General features: G+C 42.3%; 22 protein-coding genes. 15 read left to right on the top strand and 7 right to left on the bottom strand.

From position 1 onward, the window contains the following. Positions 1-140: 140 nt before the first annotated feature. Both PROVALCAL_RS17460 and mdtD read left to right on the top strand, forming a co-directional pair. Positions 141-833 carry a FadR/GntR family transcriptional regulator gene (locus PROVALCAL_RS17460; RefSeq protein WP_006660668.1) on the top strand — a complete coding sequence of 231 codons (693 nt, stop codon included), beginning with the start codon at positions 141-143 and terminating at the stop codon, positions 831-833. A 44-nt stretch (positions 834-877) separates the two neighbouring features. Then, positions 878-2284, top strand: coding sequence for a multidrug transporter subunit MdtD (gene mdtD, locus PROVALCAL_RS17455; protein WP_006660667.1), 1407 nt, complete (start codon positions 878-880; stop codon positions 2282-2284). Here mdtD and rbsR read toward each other — a convergent pair. The 6 genes from rbsR to rbsD all read right to left on the bottom strand — a co-directional run bounded on the left by rbsR (position 2281) and on the right by rbsD (position 8149). Continuing rightward, on the bottom strand, positions 2281-3282 hold the full coding sequence (gene rbsR, locus PROVALCAL_RS17450) for a ribose operon transcriptional repressor RbsR (protein WP_006663274.1): 1002 nt from the start codon (positions 3280-3282) through the stop codon (positions 2281-2283). The two genes, mdtD and rbsR, sit on opposite strands and share 4 nt — an antisense overlap. Positions 3283-3291: 9 nt before the next feature. Next, the gene (gene rbsK, locus PROVALCAL_RS17445) at positions 3292-4215 is read right to left on the bottom strand and encodes a ribokinase (protein ID WP_006660665.1); all 924 of its coding nucleotides are present in this window, start codon (positions 4213-4215) and stop codon (positions 3292-3294) included. Between the two features lie 103 nt (positions 4216-4318). Next, on the bottom strand, positions 4319-5209 hold the full coding sequence (rbsB, locus tag PROVALCAL_RS17440) for a ribose ABC transporter substrate-binding protein RbsB (protein WP_006660664.1): 891 nt from the start codon (positions 5207-5209) through the stop codon (positions 4319-4321). Between the two features lie 39 nt (positions 5210-5248). After that, positions 5249-6211, bottom strand: a complete 963-nt coding sequence (gene rbsC, locus PROVALCAL_RS17435) for a ribose ABC transporter permease (protein ID WP_006660663.1) — start codon at positions 6209-6211, stop codon at positions 5249-5251. Next, positions 6208-7722 (bottom strand): ribose ABC transporter ATP-binding protein RbsA, encoded by a 1515-nt coding sequence (rbsA, locus tag PROVALCAL_RS17430; protein WP_006660662.1) that lies wholly within the window; start codon positions 7720-7722, stop codon positions 6208-6210. The genes rbsC and rbsA overlap by 4 nt, the downstream gene beginning before the upstream one ends. A gap of 7 nt (positions 7723-7729) precedes the next feature. Then, entirely contained in the window at positions 7730-8149 is a 420-nt protein-coding gene (gene rbsD, locus PROVALCAL_RS17425) for a D-ribose pyranase (protein ID WP_006660661.1), read from the bottom strand. Positions 8150-8540: 391 nt separating this feature from the next. Between rbsD and ravA the strand changes: the two genes are divergently transcribed. Next, positions 8541-10058 (top strand): ATPase RavA, encoded by a 1518-nt coding sequence (ravA, locus tag PROVALCAL_RS17420; RefSeq protein WP_006660660.1) that lies wholly within the window; start codon positions 8541-8543, stop codon positions 10056-10058. A 2-nt stretch (positions 10059-10060) separates the two neighbouring features. Then, a complete protein-coding gene (gene viaA / locus PROVALCAL_RS17415) occupies positions 10061-11518 on the top strand; it encodes an ATPase RavA stimulator ViaA (protein ID WP_006660659.1) in 1458 nt (485 codons plus the stop codon). On the opposite strand, the gene asnA is transcribed toward viaA, so the two are convergent. Continuing rightward, a complete protein-coding gene (gene asnA / locus PROVALCAL_RS17410; RefSeq protein WP_006663268.1) occupies positions 11519-12511 on the bottom strand; it encodes an aspartate--ammonia ligase in 993 nt (330 codons plus the stop codon). It lies immediately after the preceding gene. Positions 12512-12672: 161 nt separating this feature from the next. Between asnA and asnC the strand changes: the two genes are divergently transcribed. The 11 genes from asnC to atpG all read left to right on the top strand — a co-directional run bounded on the left by asnC (position 12673) and on the right by atpG (position 22215). Beyond that, a complete protein-coding gene (gene asnC, locus PROVALCAL_RS17405; protein ID WP_006660657.1) occupies positions 12673-13134 on the top strand; it encodes a transcriptional regulator AsnC in 462 nt (153 codons plus the stop codon). 91 nt (positions 13135-13225) lie between these two features. Further along, positions 13226-13672: an FMN-binding protein MioC gene (gene mioC, locus PROVALCAL_RS17400; RefSeq protein ID WP_006660656.1), complete on the top strand. Its 447-nt coding sequence runs from the start codon at positions 13226-13228 to the stop codon at positions 13670-13672. Positions 13673-14048: 376 nt separating this feature from the next. Beyond that, a complete protein-coding gene (mnmG, locus tag PROVALCAL_RS17395; RefSeq protein WP_006660655.1) occupies positions 14049-15938 on the top strand; it encodes a tRNA uridine-5-carboxymethylaminomethyl(34) synthesis enzyme MnmG in 1890 nt (629 codons plus the stop codon). 1 nt (position 15939) lies between these two features. Continuing rightward, positions 15940-16563, top strand: a complete 624-nt coding sequence (rsmG, locus tag PROVALCAL_RS17390; RefSeq protein WP_006660654.1) for a 16S rRNA (guanine(527)-N(7))-methyltransferase RsmG — start codon at positions 15940-15942, stop codon at positions 16561-16563. A gap of 589 nt (positions 16564-17152) precedes the next feature. Further along, complete coding sequence (gene atpI / locus PROVALCAL_RS17385) at positions 17153-17527, top strand: F0F1 ATP synthase subunit I (RefSeq protein WP_006660653.1); 375 nt, start codon at positions 17153-17155, stop codon at positions 17525-17527. Between the two features lie 33 nt (positions 17528-17560). After that, positions 17561-18379 carry a F0F1 ATP synthase subunit A gene (atpB, locus tag PROVALCAL_RS17380; protein ID WP_006660652.1) on the top strand — a complete coding sequence of 273 codons (819 nt, stop codon included), beginning with the start codon at positions 17561-17563 and terminating at the stop codon, positions 18377-18379. A gap of 46 nt (positions 18380-18425) precedes the next feature. After that, positions 18426-18665, top strand: coding sequence for a F0F1 ATP synthase subunit C (gene atpE / locus PROVALCAL_RS17375; protein WP_004246596.1), 240 nt, complete (start codon positions 18426-18428; stop codon positions 18663-18665). Positions 18666-18723: 58 nt separating this feature from the next. After that, positions 18724-19194, top strand: coding sequence for a F0F1 ATP synthase subunit B (gene atpF, locus PROVALCAL_RS17370; RefSeq protein WP_006660651.1), 471 nt, complete (start codon positions 18724-18726; stop codon positions 19192-19194). A 12-nt stretch (positions 19195-19206) separates the two neighbouring features. Next, positions 19207-19740, top strand: a complete 534-nt coding sequence (atpH, locus tag PROVALCAL_RS17365) for a F0F1 ATP synthase subunit delta (RefSeq protein WP_006660650.1) — start codon at positions 19207-19209, stop codon at positions 19738-19740. A gap of 14 nt (positions 19741-19754) precedes the next feature. Then, positions 19755-21296, top strand: coding sequence for a F0F1 ATP synthase subunit alpha (atpA, locus tag PROVALCAL_RS17360; RefSeq protein WP_006660649.1), 1542 nt, complete (start codon positions 19755-19757; stop codon positions 21294-21296). A 55-nt stretch (positions 21297-21351) separates the two neighbouring features. Further along, the gene (gene atpG / locus PROVALCAL_RS17355) at positions 21352-22215 is read left to right on the top strand and encodes a F0F1 ATP synthase subunit gamma (RefSeq protein WP_006660648.1); all 864 of its coding nucleotides are present in this window, start codon (positions 21352-21354) and stop codon (positions 22213-22215) included. Positions 22216-22228: the final 13 nt, after the last annotated feature.

The following is a 22228-nucleotide window of genomic DNA, read 5'->3' as shown; positions in this document are numbered from 1 at the left end:
ACATATTTATTTCGTTCGCGTTTTTTTTAGCCAAATATGACTTAATACCGTAAATTACTACTGTTTTTTGACTATTTCAGCAGCAATAATTGATTTACTCACGTAACATATCAGTGATTAGTATCTGCATGGGATAAATCATGGAATTGAGTAAACAACAAAATGCCTCACAAAAAAACCTCTCTTTTATTATTGCTCGGAGTCTTGGGCAGCTCATTTTAAAAGAATCCTATTTATCTGATACTATTCTTCCCAGCGAATTAGAGTTATCAAAACAGTTTAATGCCAGCCGAACAGCCATCAGAGAAGCCATTAAAATATTAGCCGCGAAAGGTATGGTTTTAGCACGCCCCCGAATTGGTACTCGAGTGATGCCCGCTTCTAATTGGAACTTCCTCGATCAAGACTTGCTAAATTGGTGGATTAACAGTGAAGAAAAATCCGTGGTGATTAAACACTTTCAAGTTGTTCGTCTCGCCATTGAACCCCAAGCTTGTTATCTCGCAGCACTAAACGCCACAGAAGAACAAAAACAGACCCTGCAATTACTGTCTAATGAGATGACTCTCCTCGATAAGGAGTTTGATAGGTCTCATTGGATAAAAGTCGATTTTCGTTTTCATCTAACTATCTATCGTGCGTGCTGTAATCCATTTTTAATTTCGTTCGCCAATCTCTTTAGATCGGTATATCAACTTTACTTTGATGTAATAACGGAAAATGATGCAATAGAAGTAGAACTTCACCAACAACTTGCCGATGCTATTATTAATGGTAAGAGTCGTGAAGCTTGCGATCTCTGCTATACCTTATTAACGACAATGCAAAAATAAGCTAATAGAACGAATTCGCTCACCAAATTATCAATAGGTAACGGATGTTTAAGACTGCTAAAAATATGTCGGGTTTGCCGTGGATTGCCGCGATGGCTTTCTTTATGCAAGCGTTGGATGCCACTATATTGAATACGGCACTACCTGATATTGCCAAAAGTTTGCATCATTCCCCATTAGCGATGCAATCTGCCGTTGTGAGCTATACCTTAACCGTGGCGTTACTAATCCCAGTGAGTGGTTGGTTCGCAGACAGATTTGGCACTCGACGTATCTTTATTATTGCCGTCTCTCTCTTTTCTCTAGGTTCACTACTCTGTGCGCTTTCTCCCTCACTCACAGTGTTAGTGGCTTCACGAGTGATTCAAGGAATTGGCGGTGCGATGATGATGCCTGTAGCAAGACTCGCATTGATCCGTGCTTACCCCCGTAGTGAACTCTTGCCAATTTTAAACTTTGTGACTATTCCTGGATTAGTCGGTCCTATATTAGGACCTTTGTTAGGCGGGATTCTTGTCACCTATGCCACATGGCATTGGATATTTATTATTAATATCCCTATTGGTGTACTCGGTATTATTTATGCATTAAAGCATATGCCTGATTTTAAAATGCCGAAACGTAAGTTTGATACCCTCGGGTTTATCCTATTCGGGTTTGGCTTGGTCATGCTCTCAGTCAGTCTGGATCTGTTTGGCGATAAATCATTATCTAGCTATATACCTTTAGCGATAGTTCTGGGCGGTTTTCTTTGCCTTCTTCTTTATATACTTCACGCAAGGCGCATTAAGCATGCGATTATTCCGCTCAACTTATTTAAGACGAGAACCTTTTCCATTGGTATTAGCGGTAACATCGCCACTCGATTAGGTACTGGAAGTATTCCATTCTTAATGCCATTGATGCTGCAAGTAGGATTTGGTTATGAAGCCGTTGTGGCAGGAATGATGATGGCTCCGCTGGCGATTGGGTCAATTACAGCTAAATCTGCAGTCACCAGAATCTTAACTCGATTTGGGTATCGAAATACGCTGTTTACTGTCACGGTAATTATCGGGTTGATGATTTCACAATTTTCACTGCAAAGCCCCGATATGTCGATTTACTTGCTCATTATCCCACTGTTTATTTTAGGAATGGTGATGTCCACACAGTTCACTGCCATGAATACCATTTGCTTAGCGGACTTAACAGATAATAACGCTAGCGCCGGCAACAGTATGTTAGCCGTGACTCAGCAACTGTCTATTAGTTTTGGGATCGCGGTGAGTGCTACCATTTTGAGCTTTTTTGATAATCAGCCAAATAGCAATGTTGTGGATAACTTCCATTACACATTTATTACGATCGGAGCTATAACGTTACTTTCTGCCTTTGTGTTTCTATTACTCAGTAAAACCGATGGTGATAATTTAATTAAAGACAAAAAATCCGAGAAAACGCAGAATTAGCGTTTCCTCACTGATTGACGTTCCACTAGTTTTGGCGTTAAGACTAAAACAGATGGTTCAGCATCTGGATTATCCATTCGATAAATAAGTTGGTTAACCGCTTGCTGACCAAGTTCATCTTTCGGCTGATGAACCGTGGTGAGTGGCGGGATCATATAAGAAGAGAGTGCAATATCGTCATAACCAATAATGGAAATGTCGTCAGGCACTTTCATGCCTTTTTGGTAAATCGCTTGGTAAGCACCGACCGCCATCGCATCATTCCCCGCAAAAATAGCATCTGGGGGATTCGGTAGTGCCAAGAGTTTATTCATCGAGTCAAATCCACCCGAAAACTCAAAATCACTGAAGATAATGTATTCATCGTAGATATTCAGCGATGCTGCTTTCATGGCATGAAGGAAGCCTTGATAACGCGCCTGCGCTGGGGATTTATCTTGAGGACCGGCAATACAAGCGATTCGCGTAAAACCAGCATCAATTAAATAACGTGTTGCAATTTCACCACCAAGGAACGAGTTATCTTGGATAATATCGCCAGCAGATTCAAATGGAGACCAGTCCATCATCACTGTTGGAACCGATGGATAACGGGAAAAAACAGTTTTGGATGGTCCCTGCACTTCAGTACACATAATAAGTAGCCCATCAACGCGCTTTTGCAGCAAAGTTTCTAAGCTATGATCCATGCGTTTCAGATCCCCTTCCGTGTTGCATAGGATCAAACTGTAACCCAGTTCGTAGCAACTACGCTCGACTCCACGCACCACCTCAGCATAAAAAGGGTTATTACTCGCAGTGAGTAACATACCGATTGTATTTGTGCGATTCATTTTCAAACTTCTCGCTAAGGCTGAAGGTGCATAATTGAGTTGTTCAATTGCACTTTTTACCCGTGAGGTCACACTTTCACTGACATAGCGATTTTGGTTGATAACATGGGAGACGGTGGATGTTGATACGCCCGCAAGGCGAGCAACATCTTTCATTGTTGCCACAAATTAATCCTATTGAAGAAGAAACTGGTCAATTTCATTACGCCATGGAACAGAAGGTTGTGCCCCCGGGCGCGTAACTGCAATAGCCGCAGCTGCGTGAGCAAAGATGATAGCATCTTCATCGGATTGGCCTTCAAGTAGCGCAGTTACATACGCCCCATTGAATGTATCACCTGCTGCAATGGTGTCTACTGCTTTCACTTTAAAGCCCGGTATTATTTTACCTTGCTTACCTGATTCGCTATACCAAACGCCTCTAGCACCCAATGTAATCATCACTTTATGAATACCTTTTTGATGAAGCGCTAGTGCTGCTTTTTGCGCACCATCGTCATCATTAACAGCAATCCCCGTTAAATGCTCAGCTTCAGTTTCATTTGGTGTAATAACATCCACCAGCGACAACAGCGAATCAGGCAACGCTTGTGCAGGCGCAGGATTTAAGATCACTTGAGTTTGATGTTGGCGAGCAATTTCAGCTGCCATTTGTACCGTTTCAATCGGAGATTCTAGTTGCATTAATAAGGCATCTGCATCAATGATTTTTTGTTGATAAGCCGCTAATCGTTCAGTAGAAAGGTGCCCGTTTGCCCCCGCATTAATCCCAATGATGTTTTCACCTTGACCATTAACATAAATCAGAGCGACCCCTGTTGTTTCACCTGCAACAGAGTCAATGCAGTCAATCTTGATGGAATCTTTTTGTAACTGTTTTTTGATGCTAATGCCAACATCATCATCACCAACACAAGCAATAAATGTTATATCAGCACCACTACGTCCTGCCGCCACAGCTTGGTTAGCCCCTTTGCCGCCGAAGGCAACTTGGTAGCGATCGCCTCTTACAGTTTCACCTGGCTGGGGAAACTGTTGCACATTAAGAATGTGGTCAACGTTGATACTGCCTAAAACAACCAGTTTAGCTGCTGCCATAACATTTATTTCCTTTTGCTACGCAATTAAATAAACCGCCGCTATAGTTCACGGCGGTTCTTCAATCTTCTTGTTTTATCAAGGATTGTTACTTTATATGGAATTATTGTTTTACCACGAGTTCTAATTCAACAGGAACTGTTGCTTCTACTTTTTCGCCTTTTAATACTTTATCTGCGATCTGTACCCCAACAATACCAATTTGATCTGGGCGCTGAGCAATTGTCGCACCTAATTTTCCACCTTGAACTGCCTTAATACCGTCATTTGTGCCATCAAATCCAACCACTAGCACATCATCACGACCCGCAGTTTGCAGCGCTCTTAATGCACCGAGTGCCATTTCATCATTTTGCGCAAAAACAGCCTGAACAGCAGGATGTGCTGTCAGTAAGTTTTGCATAACGTTCAAGCCTTTAGTTCTGTCGAAATCCGCAGGCTGGCTCGCTAATACGTTGAATTTATGCTCTTTCGCACCCGCATTGAAACCTTCACCACGCTCACGAGCCGCAGAAGTTCCAGAAATACCTTCTAATTGGATCACTTTAGCGTCATTACCCGTTTTCTTGGCGATAAAGTCTGCCGCCATTTTTCCGCCCATGCGGTTATCGGAAGCAACATGGCTCACCACTTCACCTTTATTAGCTGCACGGTCTAAGGTGATAACAGGAATTTTTGCTTTGTTTGCCATCAGAATTGAGTTGCCCACCGCATCAGAATCAGTTGGGTTGATCAGCATTAATTTGGTGCCGCGCACCGTTAAATCTTGTACGTTCGCTAACTCTTTCGCTGGGTTATCTTGAGAATCCAAAACAATCAGTTCATAACCCAGTTTATCCGCTTCTTTTTGTGCTGCATCTTTCATGGTCACAAAGAATGGGTTGTTCAGGGTTGAAATAACCAGTGCGATGCTCTCTTTTGCCATCGCATTCACACTGACGGTTGCTGTTAGTGCAAATGCGGTAAATAAAGTCGCTAATTTATTCAGTTTCATAAGAAAATTCCTGTCGTTATCGGGTAGGGGTCATAATCACTATTTTTTGTTATCAACGAGCACTGCTAATAAAATCACAACGGCTTTAACAATCATTTGGTAATTTGAAGAAATACCTAATAAGTTCAATCCGTTATTTAGGAAACCGAGAATCAAGGCACCAATCAGCGTACCAACTATACGCCCCTTACCACCAGCAAGACTTGTACCACCGAGGACAACCGCGGCAATCGCATCTAATTCATAGCCATTACCTGCCATTGGCTGAGCTGATGATAAACGTGCAACTTCGATGACACTCGCCAGAGCAGCTAATAAGCCACATAAGGCGTAAACGATAATTTTAATTTTATCGACATTAATCCCCGACAAGCGCGTTGCTGATTCATTTCCACCTAACGCATAGATATAACGACCTAAGCGAGTGTGGTGCAGCATGTACCACGCTGCAGCAAAGACGATAACCATTAACCATACAGGGGTAGGAATACCTAATGGGCGACCAATACCAAACCAACCGAACAAGTCAGCGTTATCACTAAATCCAGTATTAATTGGGCTACCATCGGTATAAACACGGGTCACACCGCGCAGTAATAACATCATCACTAATGTTGCAATAAATGCCTGTACTTTACCTTTAGCAACAATCACACCTGTACATGCCCCAATTGCTGCTCCGAGCGCTAAAGCGCCTGCCACTGCAACAAATGCATTAACATCAGCACCGACCATAGATGCCGCAACAGCACCGGTTAGCGCCAGTAGTGAGCCGACTGATAAATCAATACCTGAAGTCAGAATAACCAATGTCATTCCCACAGCCATGATAGCGTTCACAGAAGTCTGTTGAAGGATGTTAAACAAGTTGTTTACTGTAAAAAAGTTGGGGCTTAAGGTTGAAACAATCGCAATTAAAACTAATAGGGCGATTAAGGATTTTTGCTCCATTAGCCATGCTTTGCTGAAGTAGCGTTTTGATGGTGCGGTTGTTGAACTCATGCTGTTAACTCCTGAACTGAGCCGTAATTTTTACCGACTGCGGCCGCCATTAAGGCTTCCTGCGTTGCTTCTTTGGCGGAGAATTCGCCGCTGATATGCCCTTCATGCATAACCAAAATGCGATCGCTCATCCCAATGACTTCAGGCATTTCTGAAGAAACGAGGATGATACTCAGCCCTTCTTTTTTGAATTGGTTAATTAATTGGTAGATCTCTTTTTTTGCCCCAACATCAACACCGCGGGTTGGTTCATCAAGAATCAGAACTTTTGGACGGGTCATTAATCCACGGGCAATTGCCACTTTTTGCTGGTTACCACCAGATAAATTGCCAATTATCTGATCCATGGATGGGGTTTTAATATTAAATAAGCGGATAAAATCCCCCACGGTCATTTGCTCTTCACCATGCTTTAATGTACCGCCAAAGTGGCTGAAGTAACCTAATGCAGTTAAGGACATATTTTCTTTTACTGACATCCCCAGTACTAAACCATCGCGCTTACGGTCTTCGGAAATATAAACGATGCCGTTATTCAAACCATCTTGCGGGGTTTTTAAGGTGACGTTTTTACCTTCTAGCTGGATATTGCCGGATTTTTTCGGTGCTGCGCCGTAGATGATTTTCATCAACTCTGTACGTCCTGCGCCCATCAAACCTGAAACACCTAAAATTTCACCGCTTCTTAGTGTGAAGCTAGCATTGGTTACACCGGGACCAGAAACATTTTCAACTTGAAGACGAATATCACCAACAGGCACATCGACTCGCGGATATTGGTCTTCCAGCTTACGTCCGACCATCATCTCAATCAGTTTTTCTTCTTCTAATTCACTGACGGGCTTTTCACCAATAAACTGACCGTCACGAAAAACGGTCACATCGTCGCAAATTTCGAAAATTTCTTTTAAACGGTGAGAGATATACACAATCCCACAACCTTGGGATTTTAAATCTTCAATCACGCGAAAGAGTGAGGCGGTTTCGGTATCAGTCAGCGCATCTGTCGGCTCATCCATAATGATGACTTGAGATTGGAAACTGAGAACTTTAGCAATTTCGACCATTTGCTGTTCACCAATGGATAATTCAGCAATGGTTTGGTGACTATCGTAATTAAGATTGAGTCGCTGGAGGAGTTTATCTGACTCACTAAACATTTTGTTCCAGTCAATTTTGCCAAACTTGTTTACAAACTCGCGACCTAAAAAGATATTTTCAGCAATGGTTAATTCTGGAATTAAGTTTAGCTCTTGGTGAATGATCCCGATCCCCGCTTCTTGGGAACTCTTTGGACCATTAAATGCCACGTCTTTACCAAGGTAACGGATCGCTCCCGCATCTTTATTGTAAATCCCCGTGAGCACTTTCATCATGGTGGATTTACCAGCACCATTTTCTCCCACTAGCGCCATCACTCTACCTGGGTAGACTTTTAGAGCGGCTCCAGAGAGTGCTTTTACTCCAGGGAAAGCTTTATCAATGCCGATTAGTTCTAATAAAGGTTGCATAGTCACCTCAGAAAGTCACACCGGAACAAAGAATGATATTTGCGTAGGGTGAACATTCCCCTGTTCTGATCACGGCTTTACTATCATGAGTTCGTTGTTTGAAATGCTCATGGCTGCAATAAATGACTTCAATGTGATTTCCCTGTGCCGCTTCTAATTCATGAAGATGGGCTAAAATAGCTTTTTCCATTTGTGGATTTATTTTGCTGATTTCTTGGGCAAGTATTGCTTTTTCTACTTGCATTTCTTGGGTAACGACCCGCAAAACAGACATGAAATCCGGTAGTCCTTGTGTCACTGCTAAATCAATACGTTCTGTGCCAGTAGGAATTGGCAAGCCAGCATCGCCAAGCGTGATATGGTCGGTATGACCCAATTTCGCAATCACGGCAGCAATATTAGCGTTAAGCAGCATACCTTTTTTCATTCTTTACCACCGTTTTTAGTCTGTTTTTTCTACTATGGGGTTTCGATACATCATGAGCGAAACGTTTCGCTCATACAATAATAGTAAAGAACAGCCACAACTCAATATTCTTATCTTGGTTTTGTGATCACTATCGAAACGTTTCGTTAGCCTATTTTTATGCATAAAAAGCTAACTTATTGAATAAGTTATCGCTGAATCGTTCCTGCTCAGTAAATATTCAATCCGCCAACACACGGATATTAGGTGTGCTTTATGCCAAATAATATCAAAGAAAAATCACGAAACTGATTGCACAATGAATAAAAGGACGGATAACCTAGCAATAGCTTGGTCAATAACCATCTCCCTCTAACCCTTAGACGAGTTATTTAGAGAAAAGGAACCCCTTATGCAATTAGCTGAACGGATAGCCCAATTGAGCAACTACCTTGAAGGTGGCTTGTATGAACGTCAGCAAGCTATTCGTTTGTGTTTACTCGCGACTCTCAGCGGAGAAAGCGTATTTTTATTGGGACCACCGGGAATAGCGAAAAGCTTAATTGCCCGTCGTATGAAATATGCATTTCGCCAAGCTAATGCCTTCGAATATTTAATGACTCGCTTTTCTACTCCTGAAGAGATATTTGGACCACTATCCATTCAAGCCTTAAAAGATGAAGGTCGCTATGAACGGTTAACCAAAGGGTATCTACCGGATGCGGAAGTTGTCTTTCTGGATGAGATCTGGAAAGCGGGTCCAGCGATTTTAAATACCTTATTGACCGCCATTAATGAGCGTAAATTCCGTAATGGGGACGTAGAAAAAAATATCCCGATGCGCTTATTAGTGACGGCATCTAATGAACTGCCGGATGCTGATAATAGCCTTGAAGCACTTTTTGATAGGATGTTACTGCGAATTTGGCTGGATAAAGTTCAAGAAAAACAAAACTTCCGTGCTTTATTAACGGGCAAATATCCACAAGAAGAGAATTTGGTTCCTGATCACCTAAAAATCAGTGAAGAAGAGTACCGGGAATGGCAAAAAGAAATTCCCAAAATTTCGCTGCCCGATCATTGTTTTGAACTGATTTATCAGTTACGCCAACAGATTGATGCAACAGAAAAGAATTTATATGTCTCTGATAGACGCTGGAAGAAGGCCGTTTATTTATTACAGGCAAGTGCTTTCTTTAACGGTCGGGATTCAGTTTCACCTTTGGATATTGTGCTGCTCAAAGATTGTTTATGGCACGATATGCAGTCTATGAATTTACTGCCCCAGTTGATCAAATCTCTCGTTCAAGAGGATGGCTGGCAACAACGTAAATTTACGCGAGAAATTGAGCAAGTTTACCAACAATGGATGTCATCCACGCAAGATCAAAATAATCAAGATGCGTTTAAGGTTTTAAAAAATAATGCGATGTTTGCACGCAAAGCCTCTTATGTATTACCTGAAAATATCAGCGAAGGACGTATGACCCTCTTTTTACATCGCCCATTGCAGCTGCATAATATGAAAGTGACATTTATCACGACTGAGAAAAAGGCGTTGGTGAATTTCTTAAATAAAGGGACTACATTATCTGCCCATCTTAATGGTATTGGTTTCGCCCAAGAACTGGCAGCTGAAGTGAATAATTTAAACCAAATCCAGCTATTAGATGTCAGCCATCAAGCATCAACCTTATATTTGCAAAATAAAAACGTCGCTGCGACACCCGCCACAAATAATAAAGAGTGGTTAGATAAACTGGATACCATTCAAAATGAGATTCAAGGGGCAAAATATCAATTTGAAAAACAACAACCCAATCTATTTATCGAAGCACATTGGCTGGCAGGTGTCGAAGAGAGTTTCATGAAGCTTACCGATAAATTAACACAGCTCCGTCAGCAAATACTGGGCAAAGTGGCTAACTAATTATGATGAGCCTAGCGTCGTTAGAGTTACTGCTTTCCGTGAATGAAAGCCAGCTCATTGAGGAGATTATTATTTCTCTTCTTGCTACCCCACAGCTGACCGTTTTTTTTGAAAAGCACCCGCGATTAAAAAAAGCGCTCTTAAAAGATCTCTCCAGTTGGAAAAAAGATCTTAAGCAAAAACTACAAGATGCTTTAGTTCCACAGCAATTATCTGAAGAATTTGGGCTATACCAAAAATCATTAGGGATACCCACGGATACTTTTTTCTCTCAATTACCCAGTTTCATCGCCAGATTAGAGCAGCTGGATTCACCGTTTTACCGTGAAGCATTACAACTACAAAAAGGGAAAATAGAAAATCGGAGTGCACGGCAATCTTTGATTGTTCAACGCTGGCGCATCAGTTTGATTTTACAAGTAACAACTTTACATAAAGAGCTCCTAGAACAAGAAAAAGAGCAATTGTTGGCGGAACTACAACGACGCTTAGCTCTCAGTGGTAACCTTGAGGATATTTTAGGTGAAAATGAACGCTCTTCAGGACGTTTATGGGATCTTAGTAAAGGGTTTAGTAACCCTGCTTCTTATAATGACCAGTTGATTGCCCGCTACAGTGATTTTTTACGTCAGCAACCTGAACTGGAGAAAATAGCCCAGCTGTTAGGACGTAGCCAATCTGCAAAATCTCTTCTGGATGATAACGTCATCCTTGAACCGATGACGGTAATGGAAAAAGTCCCAGAAACAGTGCCTGAACAAGTGAATGGTTTAAACCAAAGTGATGATATTTTGCGGTTATTACCCGCTGAACTCGCAATGTTAGGGCTAGAAGATATCGAATTTGAATTTTACCGAAAGCTACTAGAGAAACAGCTCATTACCTATCGATTGCAAGGGGAAAGTTGGCAGGAACGCAAGGTTTTGCGCCCAGTAACTCATCATCAGCATGAAGAACAGCCTCGGGGACCGTTTGTTGTTTGTATCGATACTTCAGGCTCCATGGGAGGCATTAACGAGCGCTGTGCAAAAGCTTTTTGTCTGGCTTTAATGAAAATTGCGCTGGCGGATAATCGAGCCTGCCATGTCATGCTGTTTTCCACTGAAATAGTCCATTATGATCTTCTCTCGGCAGATGGTTTAGAACAGTGTATGCGCTTCTTACACCAAACATTTCGTGGAGGTACTGACTTAGCGGCATGTTTACGCGAAACAACCGTAAAATTAGAATCAAAACAGTGGAGTGATGCGGATGCGGTTGTGATTTCGGATTTTGTGGCTCAACGTTTACCTGATGAGCTGATCCAAAAAATAAAATCCCTTCAAAAAGTTGGTAAATACCGCTTCCATGCGGTATCTGTCTCAAATTATGGGAAGCCCGGTATCATGAAGATATTTGATCATATCTGGCGTTTTGATACAGGGCTAAAAAACCGATTACTGCGCCGTTTTAATCGATAATTACAGCATATCTTCAACGGTTTCAGTCATTTCAGGTGACCAAACACCACACTGAACTTGACCAATATGTTTGCGTTGTAGCAGCAACATCACTAAACGAGATTGACCAATACCACCCCCGATAGATTGTGGCATTTCACCTTTCACTAATGCTTGATGCCATTCCAGCTCCATACGTTTTTCATCACCAGTTAATGCCAGCTGGCGAGTTAAGCACTCTGGGCTTACGCGGATCCCCATTGAAGAGATTTCAAACGCATCTTGTAGTACAGGGTTCCAGACAATGATGTCACCGTTTAAGCCTTTAAAACCATCTTCGTTTTCTGTGGTCCAATCATCGTAGTCTGGAGCACGAACATCATGGGATTCGCCGCTAGACAGTTTTCCACCTATACCGATTAAAAATACTGCCCCAAATTCTTTAGCAATTGCACGCTCGCGACCTTTTGCGTCTAAGTCTGGGTAACGTTTTAGCAGCTCTTCACTGTGGATAAAGTGAATTTGGTCTGGCAGGAACGGTGCCAAACCAAATTCTTTACTTACGGCAGCTTCTGTTTCTTTTATTGCCTTATAGATTTTACCCACTGTCTGCTTCAGATAAGGAAGTGTACGCTCCTCATCTGCCATCACTTTTTCCCAATCCCACTGGTCAACATAGACGGAGTGGATTGGGGTTAAGCGATCCTCGTCCGGACGTAACGCTTTCATATGTGTATACAGACCTTGACCTTCGCTGAAACCAAAACGACCTAAGGTTTTGCGTTTCCATTTAGCCAAAGAATGCACCACTTCAAACGTTGCACCAGGAATGGATTTCACTTTTACCTGAACGGCTTTTTCACAGCCTGATAAGTTATCTTGAGTACCATCGCCTAAGCGGCTCAGGATAGGACCTTGAACTTCAATGAGACCAAGCTCTTTTTCAAGTAAACGTGAGAAATAAGATTTAACAAAACTGATTTGTTGCTGATGTTCGATGAATGACTTGTCCATAATATTACCCATAATTTGTTTGCTGTAATTAGCCGATGTGTAGATTAAGCAACAAAACGAGGTATAAATTCAATATCCATCATTAAAAAAAGCCTTTACTGTTTATTTTGATTAAAAAAATGGGTATAAAAATGAATAATCATCAAAATGGAGACTAAATAATGCCTGAAAATTATCAAATCGATAATCTCGATCGTGACATACTTCACGAATTAATGGTCAATGCGCGTACACCTTATGCTGAATTAGCCAAAAAATTCTCAGTAAGCCCAGGGACCATTCATGTGCGAGTGGAAAAAATGAAGCAAGCGGGGATCATAAAAGGCACACGTATTGATATCAGTGCAAAACAACTCGGCTTTGATGTCTGCTGTTTTATCGGAATCATTTTAAAAAGTGCTAAAGACTACCATACAGCCCTTAAAAAATTGGATGCTTTAGAAGAAGTGGTTGAGGTTTACTACACAACAGGTCAATACAGTATCTTTATTAAAGTCATGTGCCGATCGATAGATTCTCTACAAGACGTACTTATCAACAAAATCCAGACCATAGATGAAATACAGTCCACAGAAACGCTGATCTCCTTACAAAACCCGATCATGCGTACGATCAGCCCTTAGAAAAAAAATGATATAACCACATTATCCACAGGTAGATCCCAGCTCATTCACAGCGTACAATAGCGCCCTGTTAATGTGAAAGAGAATAACCATGAGCGCAACAAAAGTAACCTTAATTAGCGGTAGTACCATGGGCAGTGCCGAATATGTCTCAGAGCATATGGCAGAGATTTTAGAAGAACTCGGCTATGAAACGGATATACAGCACGGTCCTGAATTAGATGACTTACCGCTTGAAGGGTTATGGCTGGTGGTTAGCTCTACACATGGCGCAGGGGATCTTCCCGAAAATATTCAACCTCTTGCTGAAGCTATCCAGTCTCAATCACCGGATCTCAGTAAGATCAAGTATGGTGCCGTAGGTATTGGTAGCTCGGAATACGATACCTTTTGTGGTGCAATCCACACGCTAGATACTTTATTACAAGAAAATGGCGCGAAAAGGATCGGTGATTGCTTTGAAATTGATGTTCAGCAACACGAAATTCCTGAAGATCCTGCAGGAGAATGGGTTAAAACTTGGGCAAACGAACTCTAATTTGTTCAAATTAGCAGCAATCAACTGTGGATAACTACGGTAAGATCATGGTATTAACCGGTAGTTATCCAGATTATAAGTTTTAGGTCGTTCAAGACCTGTGCATAAGTCCCTATTTAGATCCCAGCTTATACGCAATAGGATCACGGATCATTCACAGTATATGATCCTTTACACTTTGATGATCTTTAAAGTGAAAAATCACTTATCCACAGAAATGGTCGATCCTAATAAAAGATCTAATAAAGAGATCTTTAAATAAAAAAGATCTTTATATTATATAGGCGGGAGGTCAGGGCTTGGTCTCCCCAACAAACTTGAGTAGAATTCACTCCTCGAATGCAGAATCCGCATTTTCTAACGTTAAGGTTCACACATGTTTTATCCAGAGCAATTTGACGTCATCGTAATTGGTGGTGGTCATGCCGGTACTGAGGCAGCAATGGCAGCTGCACGTATGGGGCGTCAAACCCTATTACTGACTCACAATATTGATACATTGGGCCAGATGTCTTGCAACCCAGCCATCGGTGGGATCGGTAAGGGACATCTGGTAAGAGAAATTGATGCCCTTGGTGGTTTAATGGCAACCGCAACAGATAAAGCGGGTATTCAATTTAGAACGCTCAATGCAAGCAAAGGTCCTGCTGTTCGTGCAACTCGAGCACAAGCAGACCGCGTGCTATATCGCCAAGCGGTTAGAACGGCATTAGAAAATCAACCAAACTTGATGATCTTCCAACAACCTGTTGAAGATCTGATTGTTGAAAACAACCGAGTAACCGGAGCTGTTACTCGCATGGGCTTAAAATTTAAAGCCAAAGCTGTGGTATTGACTGTGGGTACTTTCCTTGATGGAAAAATTCACATTGGTTTAGAAAATTACAGTGGTGGTCGTGCAGGAGATCCTCCAGCCATTACGTTATCTCAACGCTTAAGAGAATTACCATTACGTGTAAATCGTTTAAAAACTGGGACACCACCACGTATTGATGCAAGAACGATCGATTTCAGTCAACTGGCACAACAGCTAGGTGACGACCCAATGCCTGTATTCTCATTTTTAGGTTCACAAGAGCAGCATCCACAGCAAGTGCCTTGTTACATCACCTATACCAATGAACAAACCCATGATGTGATCCGTAATAACTTAGATCGCAGCCCTATGTATGCAGGGATCATCGAAGGGATAGGTCCTCGTTACTGCCCTTCAATTGAAGACAAAGTGATGCGCTTTGCAGATAAAAACGCTCACCAAATCTTTTTAGAACCAGAAGGTTTAACAAGTAACGAAATTTACCCTAATGGGATCTCCACCAGCCTGCCATTTGATGTACAAATGCAAATTGTCCATTCTATGAAAGGGATGGAAAATGCAAGGATCGTTCGACCTGGCTACGCTATTGAGTACGATTTCTTTGACCCACGAGATCTGAAACAAACGCTGGAAAGCAAATTTATTGAAGGCTTGTTCTTTGCTGGTCAAATTAACGGAACCACAGGTTATGAAGAAGCCGCAGCACAAGGCTTATTAGCGGGTCTGAATGCTGCACAACACGCGTTTGGCTTAGATGGTTGGTTCCCACGTCGTGACCAAGCCTATGTGGGCGTACTGGTTGACGATCTGTGCACATTAGGAACCAAAGAACCGTACCGCATGTTCACTTCGCGTGCGGAATACCGTTTGATGTTACGTGAAGATAATGCGGACTTACGTTTAACTGAAAAAGGTCGTGAATTAGGCTTAGTTGACGATGTTCGTTGGGAACACTTCAACCGAAAAGTCGAATTGATCGAAAAAGAACGTCAACGCTTAAAAGACATTTGGGTTCACCCTAAATCAGATAACCATGAAGAAATTGACCAAATTTTGACCGTGCCATTATCCAAAGAAGCGAATGGTGAAGATTTACTACGCCGTCCTGAAATGACGTATCAAATGCTGACTTCGTTGAATTTGTTTGCTCCAGGCGTTGAAGATCCTCAAGCTGCAGATCAAGTTGAAATTCAAGTGAAATATGAAGGCTATATTGCACGTCAACAAGAAGAGATCGAGCGTCAATTACGTAATGAAAACACGTTGCTTCCTGTGGATTTAGATTACAAACAAGTCAAAGGTCTCTCGAACGAAGTTATGGCGAAGCTGAATGACCACAAACCAACTTCTATCGGTCAGGCTTCACGTATTTCAGGGATCACACCAGCAGCAATTTCGATTCTGCTCGTTTGGCTGAAGAAGCAAGGCATGCTGCGTCGGAGTGCATAATATGGATTTACTCAGCAAACTGACAAAGCTATTGGCAAAAGCCGATATCCAACTGACGGATAAGCAAAAACAGCAATTAGTTGATTATGTTGGCTTACTGCACAAATGGAACAAAGCCTACAATTTGACGTCGGTACGTGAGCCTGAACAAATGTTAGTTCGCCACATCATGGACAGCATCGTGGTGAACGGACATCTCAAGGGTAACAAATTTATCGACGTAGGAACCGGTCCAGGGCTTCCTGGCGTTCCTTTGGCCATTGTCCGTCCAGATGCTCACTTTGTATTGCTTGATAGCTTAGGGAAGCGTGTACGCTTTCTTAAGCAGGTTCAACATGAACTCGGTCTGACGAATATTGAACCTGTGCAATTTAGAGTGGAAGAGTATCCTGCCAATGAGGGATTTGATGGGGTTATCAGCCGAGCTTTTGCTTCACTTAATGACATGTTGAGCTGGTGTCATCATCTTCCCGCGAAAGAAGGGCGCTTTTATGCCTTAAAAGGCGTGGTTCGTGATGAAGAGTTAGCGCAGCTCCCTGAGGGTTTTGAAATTGAGTCAATCACAGAGCTAAAAATTCCTGAATTGGATGAGCAACGGCACTTGGTTAAGCTATTAAAAAAATAACTTAATTGTGAGCAAAATTATTTTATCTTTTAGAGCGGTAGCCGTACATTTACAATGTTACGGCTATTTTTATATTTAATTAAAATAAAATTATTTTAAATTCACTTATTATTTACATGATATTAACCAATATATATCAAAAATAATCACGTTAAGGGTAATAATATTCCCAATCTAATATTTTTACTAAATCGTTTTAGCATTAATAATGAAATATTCAAATTATCATTTGCTATTTTTTGTGTAAAAAATAACAAGTTTAATTATTTGATTTATGGCTTAAAAATAGGTTCCTAACCAGATAAAGAGTGTGGTTATTAATCAAGAGATTACTATTTGTTGTGATCTTAATCACATAAAGTTATTTTTAGGCGACTAATCGTTAATAAATTATTAATCTCACCTGTCTTAATTCTGCGCTATCTCGAAAAAATTAAATATTTATTCACCTTTTCGCTACTTACTGATTGAATTCATTTCGCCTGCCCGTATAATTTGCACGTTTTTGTCTCTTGACACATTTAAGCAAAGGCAGTTTTATACAACCCTTAGCGTTTCTTAGGCTGAGAGAGCTGGGAGTACACAAGTTATGTTTGTTTCCCTTTATGGCAGTAATGCGACTAAGCAACTGTCTATTCAGTTAATAACTTTTGTAATCCTCAGTGGGGCTTTCTGTGCAAATAGTATAGAATGGGGGGCCTCTGCTCTTGCTGGTGGGTTAGCATGCTGGTTACCAAATATCGTATTTATGCTGCTATCACGCTTTCAAAAAGCAAAAGAAGAGGATGAACCTATCCGCATAGCCTGGTTCTTTGCATTAGGAGCAGGGTTAAAGGTTGTTACAACAATTACTGTCTTAGTTGTTGCTTTTGGTGTGTTTAAAGCGTCACTAACACCACTGGGTTTGACCTATTTAGCGGTGCTGATTGTTCAGATTGTTGCACCAGCCGTTGTAAAACGGTAAGTATTTTTAAACTACAAAAGGGTAAGAGGCATCATGTCTGCATCAGGAGAAGTGATGACTACAAATGAGTACATAGGTCACCATCTGAGAAACCTTCAGCTGGATCTACGTACCTTTGAGTTGGTCGATCCCCACGCTAGTCCAACGTTTTGGGCGTTAAACATTGACTCGCTTTTTTTCTCAGTAGTTCTCGGGGCTTTATTCCTGTGGCTATTTAGAAAAGTTGCAGCCAATGCGACTAGTGGCGTACCCGGTAAGTTACAGACTGCAATAGAACTGATCATTGGTTTCGTTGATAACTCAGTCCGTGATATGTATCACGGGAAGAGCAAAGTTATTGCCCCTCTGGCATTAACAGTGTTCGTCTGGGTATTTTTAATGAACCTTCTGGATCTACTTCCAATTGATTTCATCCCATACATCGGTGAGCACTATTTAGGTTTACCTGCTCTGCGTATTGTTCCAACCGCAGATGTAAGTATCACGATGTCGATGGCAATTGGTGTGTTTATCCTAATAATCTTTTACAGCATCAAGATGAAAGGAATTGGCGGATTCACGAAAGAGCTCACTATGCAGCCTTTCAACCATCCGGTATTTATCCCTGTAAACTTGATTCTTGAAGGGGTTAGCCTGCTGTCAAAACCTGTATCACTCGGTCTGCGACTGTTTGGTAACATGTATGCAGGTGAATTGATCTTTATTCTTATCGCGGCTCTGCTTCCGTGGTGGTCACAGTGGTTGTTAAGCCTGCCTTGGGCTATCTTCCACATACTGATTATTACGCTACAAGCCTTTATTTTTATGGTTCTGACTGTTGTCTATCTGTCGATGGCATCTGAAGAGCACTAATTTTATTATCAATAATTGTATTAACTGAAACAAACTGGAGACTGTCATGGAAAACCTGAGTATGGATCTGCTGTACATGGCTGCCGCTATTATGATGGGTTTAGCGGCGATCGGTGCTGCGATCGGTATCGGCATCCTAGGTGGTAAATTTTTAGAAGGCGCTGCTCGTCAGCCAGATTTAATTCCTCTGCTGCGTACACAGTTCTTTATCGTAATGGGTCTGGTCGATGCTATTCCGATGATTGCTGTTGGTCTGGGCTTATATGTAATGTTCGCTGTTGCCTAATTAACGTTACGGCACATATTAAGAACATTAACTAACTAATAAATAAGAGGTATTGTCTGTGAATCTAAATGCAACAATCCTCGGCCAGGCTATCGCGTTTGTCCTGTTTGTTTTGTTCTGTATGAAGTATGTATGGCCACCAATTATGGCGGCCATAGAAAAACGTCAAAAAGAAATTGCTGACGGTTTATCTTCCGCAGAACGTGCTAAAAAGAACCTGGAACTGGCGCAAACCGACGCAACCGACCGACTGAAAAAAGCGAAAGCTGAAGCTCAAGTCATCATCGAGCAAGCGAATAAACAACGCACTCAAATGATTGATGAAGCTAAAGCGGAAGCAGAAGCAGAACGTGCAAAAATCGTAGCACAAGCGCAAGCTGAAATTGATGCTGAGCGTAAACGTGCACGTGAAGAGTTACGTAAACAGGTTGCGATGCTTGCTATCGCAGGTGCCGAGAAGATCATCGAACGTTCCGTGGATGAAGCTGCTAACAGCGACATCGTTGATAAACTAGTCGCTGAACTGTAAGGAGGGAGGGGCATGTCTGAAATCGCTACTGTAGCTCGCCCCTACGCCAAAGCAGCTTTTGACTTTGCTGTGGAAAACCAAGCTGTTGCTAAATGGCAGGAAATGCTGGCCTTCACCTCTGAGGTGACGCGCAATGCACAGGTTGGTGAGCTGCTTTCTGGTTCTATTGCACCAGAAACATTAGCTAAAACGTTTATCTCTGTTTGTGGAGATGAAATTGACGAGCATGTTCAAAATCTGATTCGTGTTATGGCGGAAAACGGTCGTTTAACAACGATGCCAGAAGTATTAGCTCAATTTATTCAATTGCGCGATACGCTGGAATCAACTGTTGAAGTTGATGTTCTTTCTGCGAACGAACTGAGTGAACAGCAGTCAGCTAAAATTTCTGCAGCGATGGAAAAACGTCTGTCACGCAAAGTTAAGCTGAATTGCAAAATTGATAAGTCTGTTATTGCTGGAGTGATCATTCGTGCTGGAGACCTCGTCATTGACGGAAGTGTCCGCGGTCGCTTAGAGCGTTTAACTGACGTCTTGCAGTCTTAAGGGGACTGGAGCATATGCAACTGAATTCCACCGAAATCAGCGAACTGATCAAACAGCGTATTGCTCAGTTCGATGTTGTGAGTGAAGCTCACAATGAAGGTACGATTGTTTCCGTTAACGACGGTATCATTCGTATTCACGGTTTAGCCGAAGTCATGCAGGGTGAAATGATCGCACTGCCTGGCAACCGTTACGCAATCGCACTGAACTTAGAGCGTGACTCTGTTGGTGCTGTTGTGATGGGTCCTTATGCTGATTTAGCAGAAGGCATGAAAGTTAAATGTACTGGTCGTATTCTTGAAGTTCCAGTAGGCCGTGGCCTGTTAGGACGTGTAGTGAATACTCTGGGTCAACCAATTGATGGTAAAGGTCCTGTTGAGCACGATGGCTTCTCTCCTGTAGAAGTTATTGCTCCGGGTGTTATCGACCGTCAATCAGTTGATCAACCAGTACAGACTGGTTATAAATCAGTCGATGCGATGATTCCAATCGGCCGTGGTCAGCGTGAGCTTGTCATCGGTGACCGTCAAACTGGTAAAACAGCTCTGGCGATCGATGCAATCATCAACCAACGTGATTCTGGCATCAAATGTGTTTACGTTGCTATCGGACAGAAAGCATCAACTATTTCTAACGTAGTACGTAAACTGGAAGAGCACGGCGCTCTGGAAAATACCATTGTTGTTGTTGCAACTGCATCTGAATCAGCTGCACTGCAATACTTAGCACCATACTCTGGCTGCGCGATGGGTGAATATTTCCGTGACCGCGGTGAAGATGCGCTGATCGTTTATGATGACCTGTCTAAACAGGCTGTCGCATACCGTCAAATTTCACTGTTACTGCGTCGTCCACCTGGACGTGAAGCATACCCTGGTGATGTTTTCTATCTGCACTCACGTTTACTTGAGCGTGCTGCTCGCGTTAACGCTGATTACGTAGAAGCATTCACGAAAGGTGAAGTGAAAGGTAAAACAGGTTCATTGACTGCTCTGCCAATCATTGAAACTCAAGCGGGTGACGTTTCTGCATTCGTACCAACAAACGTAATTTCGATTACAGATGGTCAGATCTTCCTGGAATCTAACCTGTTTAACTCTGGTATTCGTCCAGCGGTTAACCCAGGTATTTCAGTATCTCGTGTTGGTGGTGCTGCTCAGACTAAAATCATTAAGAAACTGTCTGGTGGTATCCGTACAGCACTGGCTCAATACCGTGAACTGGCAGCGTTTGCTCAGTTTGCTTCCGACCTCGATGACGCAACTCGTAAACAGTTGAGCCATGGTCAGAAAGTAACTGAACTGCTGAAACAGAAACAGTATGCACCAATGTCAGTAGCAGAGCAGGCACTGTCTCTGTTCGCTGCAGAGCGTGGATATCTGGACGATGTTGAGTTAGCAAAAATTGGTGCATTCGAAGCTGCATTAGTTTCATTTGCACAGCGCGAGCATGCTGACCTTATGAACGAAATTGGTCTGGCGGGCAAATATAACGATGATATCGAAGCTAAGTTGAATAAACTGCTCGAGTCATTCAAAGCCACCCAGTCCTGGTAATACTATTCGGCCCGTGAATTTTTATGGGCCGTCTGGTTAATAAGGAGAAGCAGAAATGGCCGGCGCAAAAGAGATACGTTCCAAGATTGGAAGCGTGCAAAACACGCAGAAAATCACTAAAGCGATGGAAATGGTCGCGGCGTCCAAAATGCGTAAAACGCAGGAACGCATGGCGGCCAGCCGTCCTTATGCAGAAACCATGCGCAGTGTGATTGGTCACCTTGCATTAGGTAATCTGGAATATAAACATCCATATCTCGAAGAGCGTGAAGTTAAGCGCGTCGGGTATTTGGTTGTTTCAACAGACCGTGGTCTGTGTGGTGGTTTGAACGTTAACCTGTTCAAAAAACTGCTGGCAGACATGAAAACGTGGTCTGAGAAAAACGTTCAGGTTGATTTGGCTTTAATCGGTTCTAAAGCGGTAGCATTCTTCGGTTCTGTAGGCGGCAATGTCGTTTCGCAAGTAACCGGAATGGGTGATAACCCAACCCTTTCTGACTTGATTGGCCCAGTTAACTCTATGCTACAAGCCTATGATGAAGGGCGTTTAGATAAACTGTATGTGGTGAACAACAAGTTCGTCAATACAATGTCTCAAGAGCCAACGATTCTTCAGTTACTGCCATTGCCTGCAAGCGATGACGAAACGCTGAAGAAGAAATCTTGGGATTATTTATATGAACCCGATCCTAAGGCGTTGCTGGATACCCTGCTGCGTCGTTATATCGAGTCGCAGGTTTATCAGGGCGTCGTTGAAAACCTAGCTAGTGAGCAGGCCGCTCGAATGGTAGCGATGAAAGCCGCTACAGATAACGGTGGAAACCTGATCAAAGAGTTGCAGTTGGTTTACAACAAAGCTCGTCAGGCCAGCATTACTCAGGAACTGACCGAGATCGTTTCTGGTGCTGCCGCGGTTTAACAGCTAGGTTTAC

The sequence above is a fragment of the Providencia alcalifaciens DSM 30120 genome (assembly GCF_000173415.1).
GTDB classification, from domain to species: domain Bacteria; phylum Pseudomonadota; class Gammaproteobacteria; order Enterobacterales; family Enterobacteriaceae; genus Providencia; species Providencia alcalifaciens.
Note: the sequence above shows the minus strand (reverse complement) of the source record. Positions and strands in the feature narration are given on the sequence as shown.

Coding starts and splice junctions, on each gene's coding strand:
- PROVALCAL_RS17460 (WP_006660668.1), top strand. CDS start 141: ATGGAATTGAGTAAACAACAAAATGCCTCACAAAAAAACCTCTCTTTT.
- mdtD (WP_006660667.1), top strand. CDS start 878: ATGTTTAAGACTGCTAAAAATATGTCGGGTTTGCCGTGGATTGCCGCG.
- rbsK (WP_006660665.1), bottom strand. CDS start 4,215: ATGGCAGCAGCTAAACTGGTTGTTTTAGGCAGTATCAACGTTGACCAC.
- rbsB (WP_006660664.1), bottom strand. CDS start 5,209: ATGAAACTGAATAAATTAGCGACTTTATTTACCGCATTTGCACTAACA.
- rbsC (WP_006660663.1), bottom strand. CDS start 6,211: ATGAGTTCAACAACCGCACCATCAAAACGCTACTTCAGCAAAGCATGG.
- rbsA (WP_006660662.1), bottom strand. CDS start 7,722: ATGCAACCTTTATTAGAACTAATCGGCATTGATAAAGCTTTCCCTGGA.
- rbsD (WP_006660661.1), bottom strand. CDS start 8,149: ATGAAAAAAGGTATGCTGCTTAACGCTAATATTGCTGCCGTGATTGCG.
- ravA (WP_006660660.1), top strand. CDS start 8,541: ATGCAATTAGCTGAACGGATAGCCCAATTGAGCAACTACCTTGAAGGT.
- viaA (WP_006660659.1), top strand. CDS start 10,061: ATGATGAGCCTAGCGTCGTTAGAGTTACTGCTTTCCGTGAATGAAAGC.
- asnA (WP_006663268.1), bottom strand. CDS start 12,511: ATGGACAAGTCATTCATCGAACATCAGCAACAAATCAGTTTTGTTAAA.
- asnC (WP_006660657.1), top strand. CDS start 12,673: ATGCCTGAAAATTATCAAATCGATAATCTCGATCGTGACATACTTCAC.
- mioC (WP_006660656.1), top strand. CDS start 13,226: ATGAGCGCAACAAAAGTAACCTTAATTAGCGGTAGTACCATGGGCAGT.
- mnmG (WP_006660655.1), top strand. CDS start 14,049: ATGTTTTATCCAGAGCAATTTGACGTCATCGTAATTGGTGGTGGTCAT.
- rsmG (WP_006660654.1), top strand. CDS start 15,940: ATGGATTTACTCAGCAAACTGACAAAGCTATTGGCAAAAGCCGATATC.
- atpI (WP_006660653.1), top strand. CDS start 17,153: ATGTTTGTTTCCCTTTATGGCAGTAATGCGACTAAGCAACTGTCTATT.
- atpB (WP_006660652.1), top strand. CDS start 17,561: ATGTCTGCATCAGGAGAAGTGATGACTACAAATGAGTACATAGGTCAC.
- atpE (WP_004246596.1), top strand. CDS start 18,426: ATGGAAAACCTGAGTATGGATCTGCTGTACATGGCTGCCGCTATTATG.
- atpH (WP_006660650.1), top strand. CDS start 19,207: ATGTCTGAAATCGCTACTGTAGCTCGCCCCTACGCCAAAGCAGCTTTT.
- atpA (WP_006660649.1), top strand. CDS start 19,755: ATGCAACTGAATTCCACCGAAATCAGCGAACTGATCAAACAGCGTATT.
- atpG (WP_006660648.1), top strand. CDS start 21,352: ATGGCCGGCGCAAAAGAGATACGTTCCAAGATTGGAAGCGTGCAAAAC.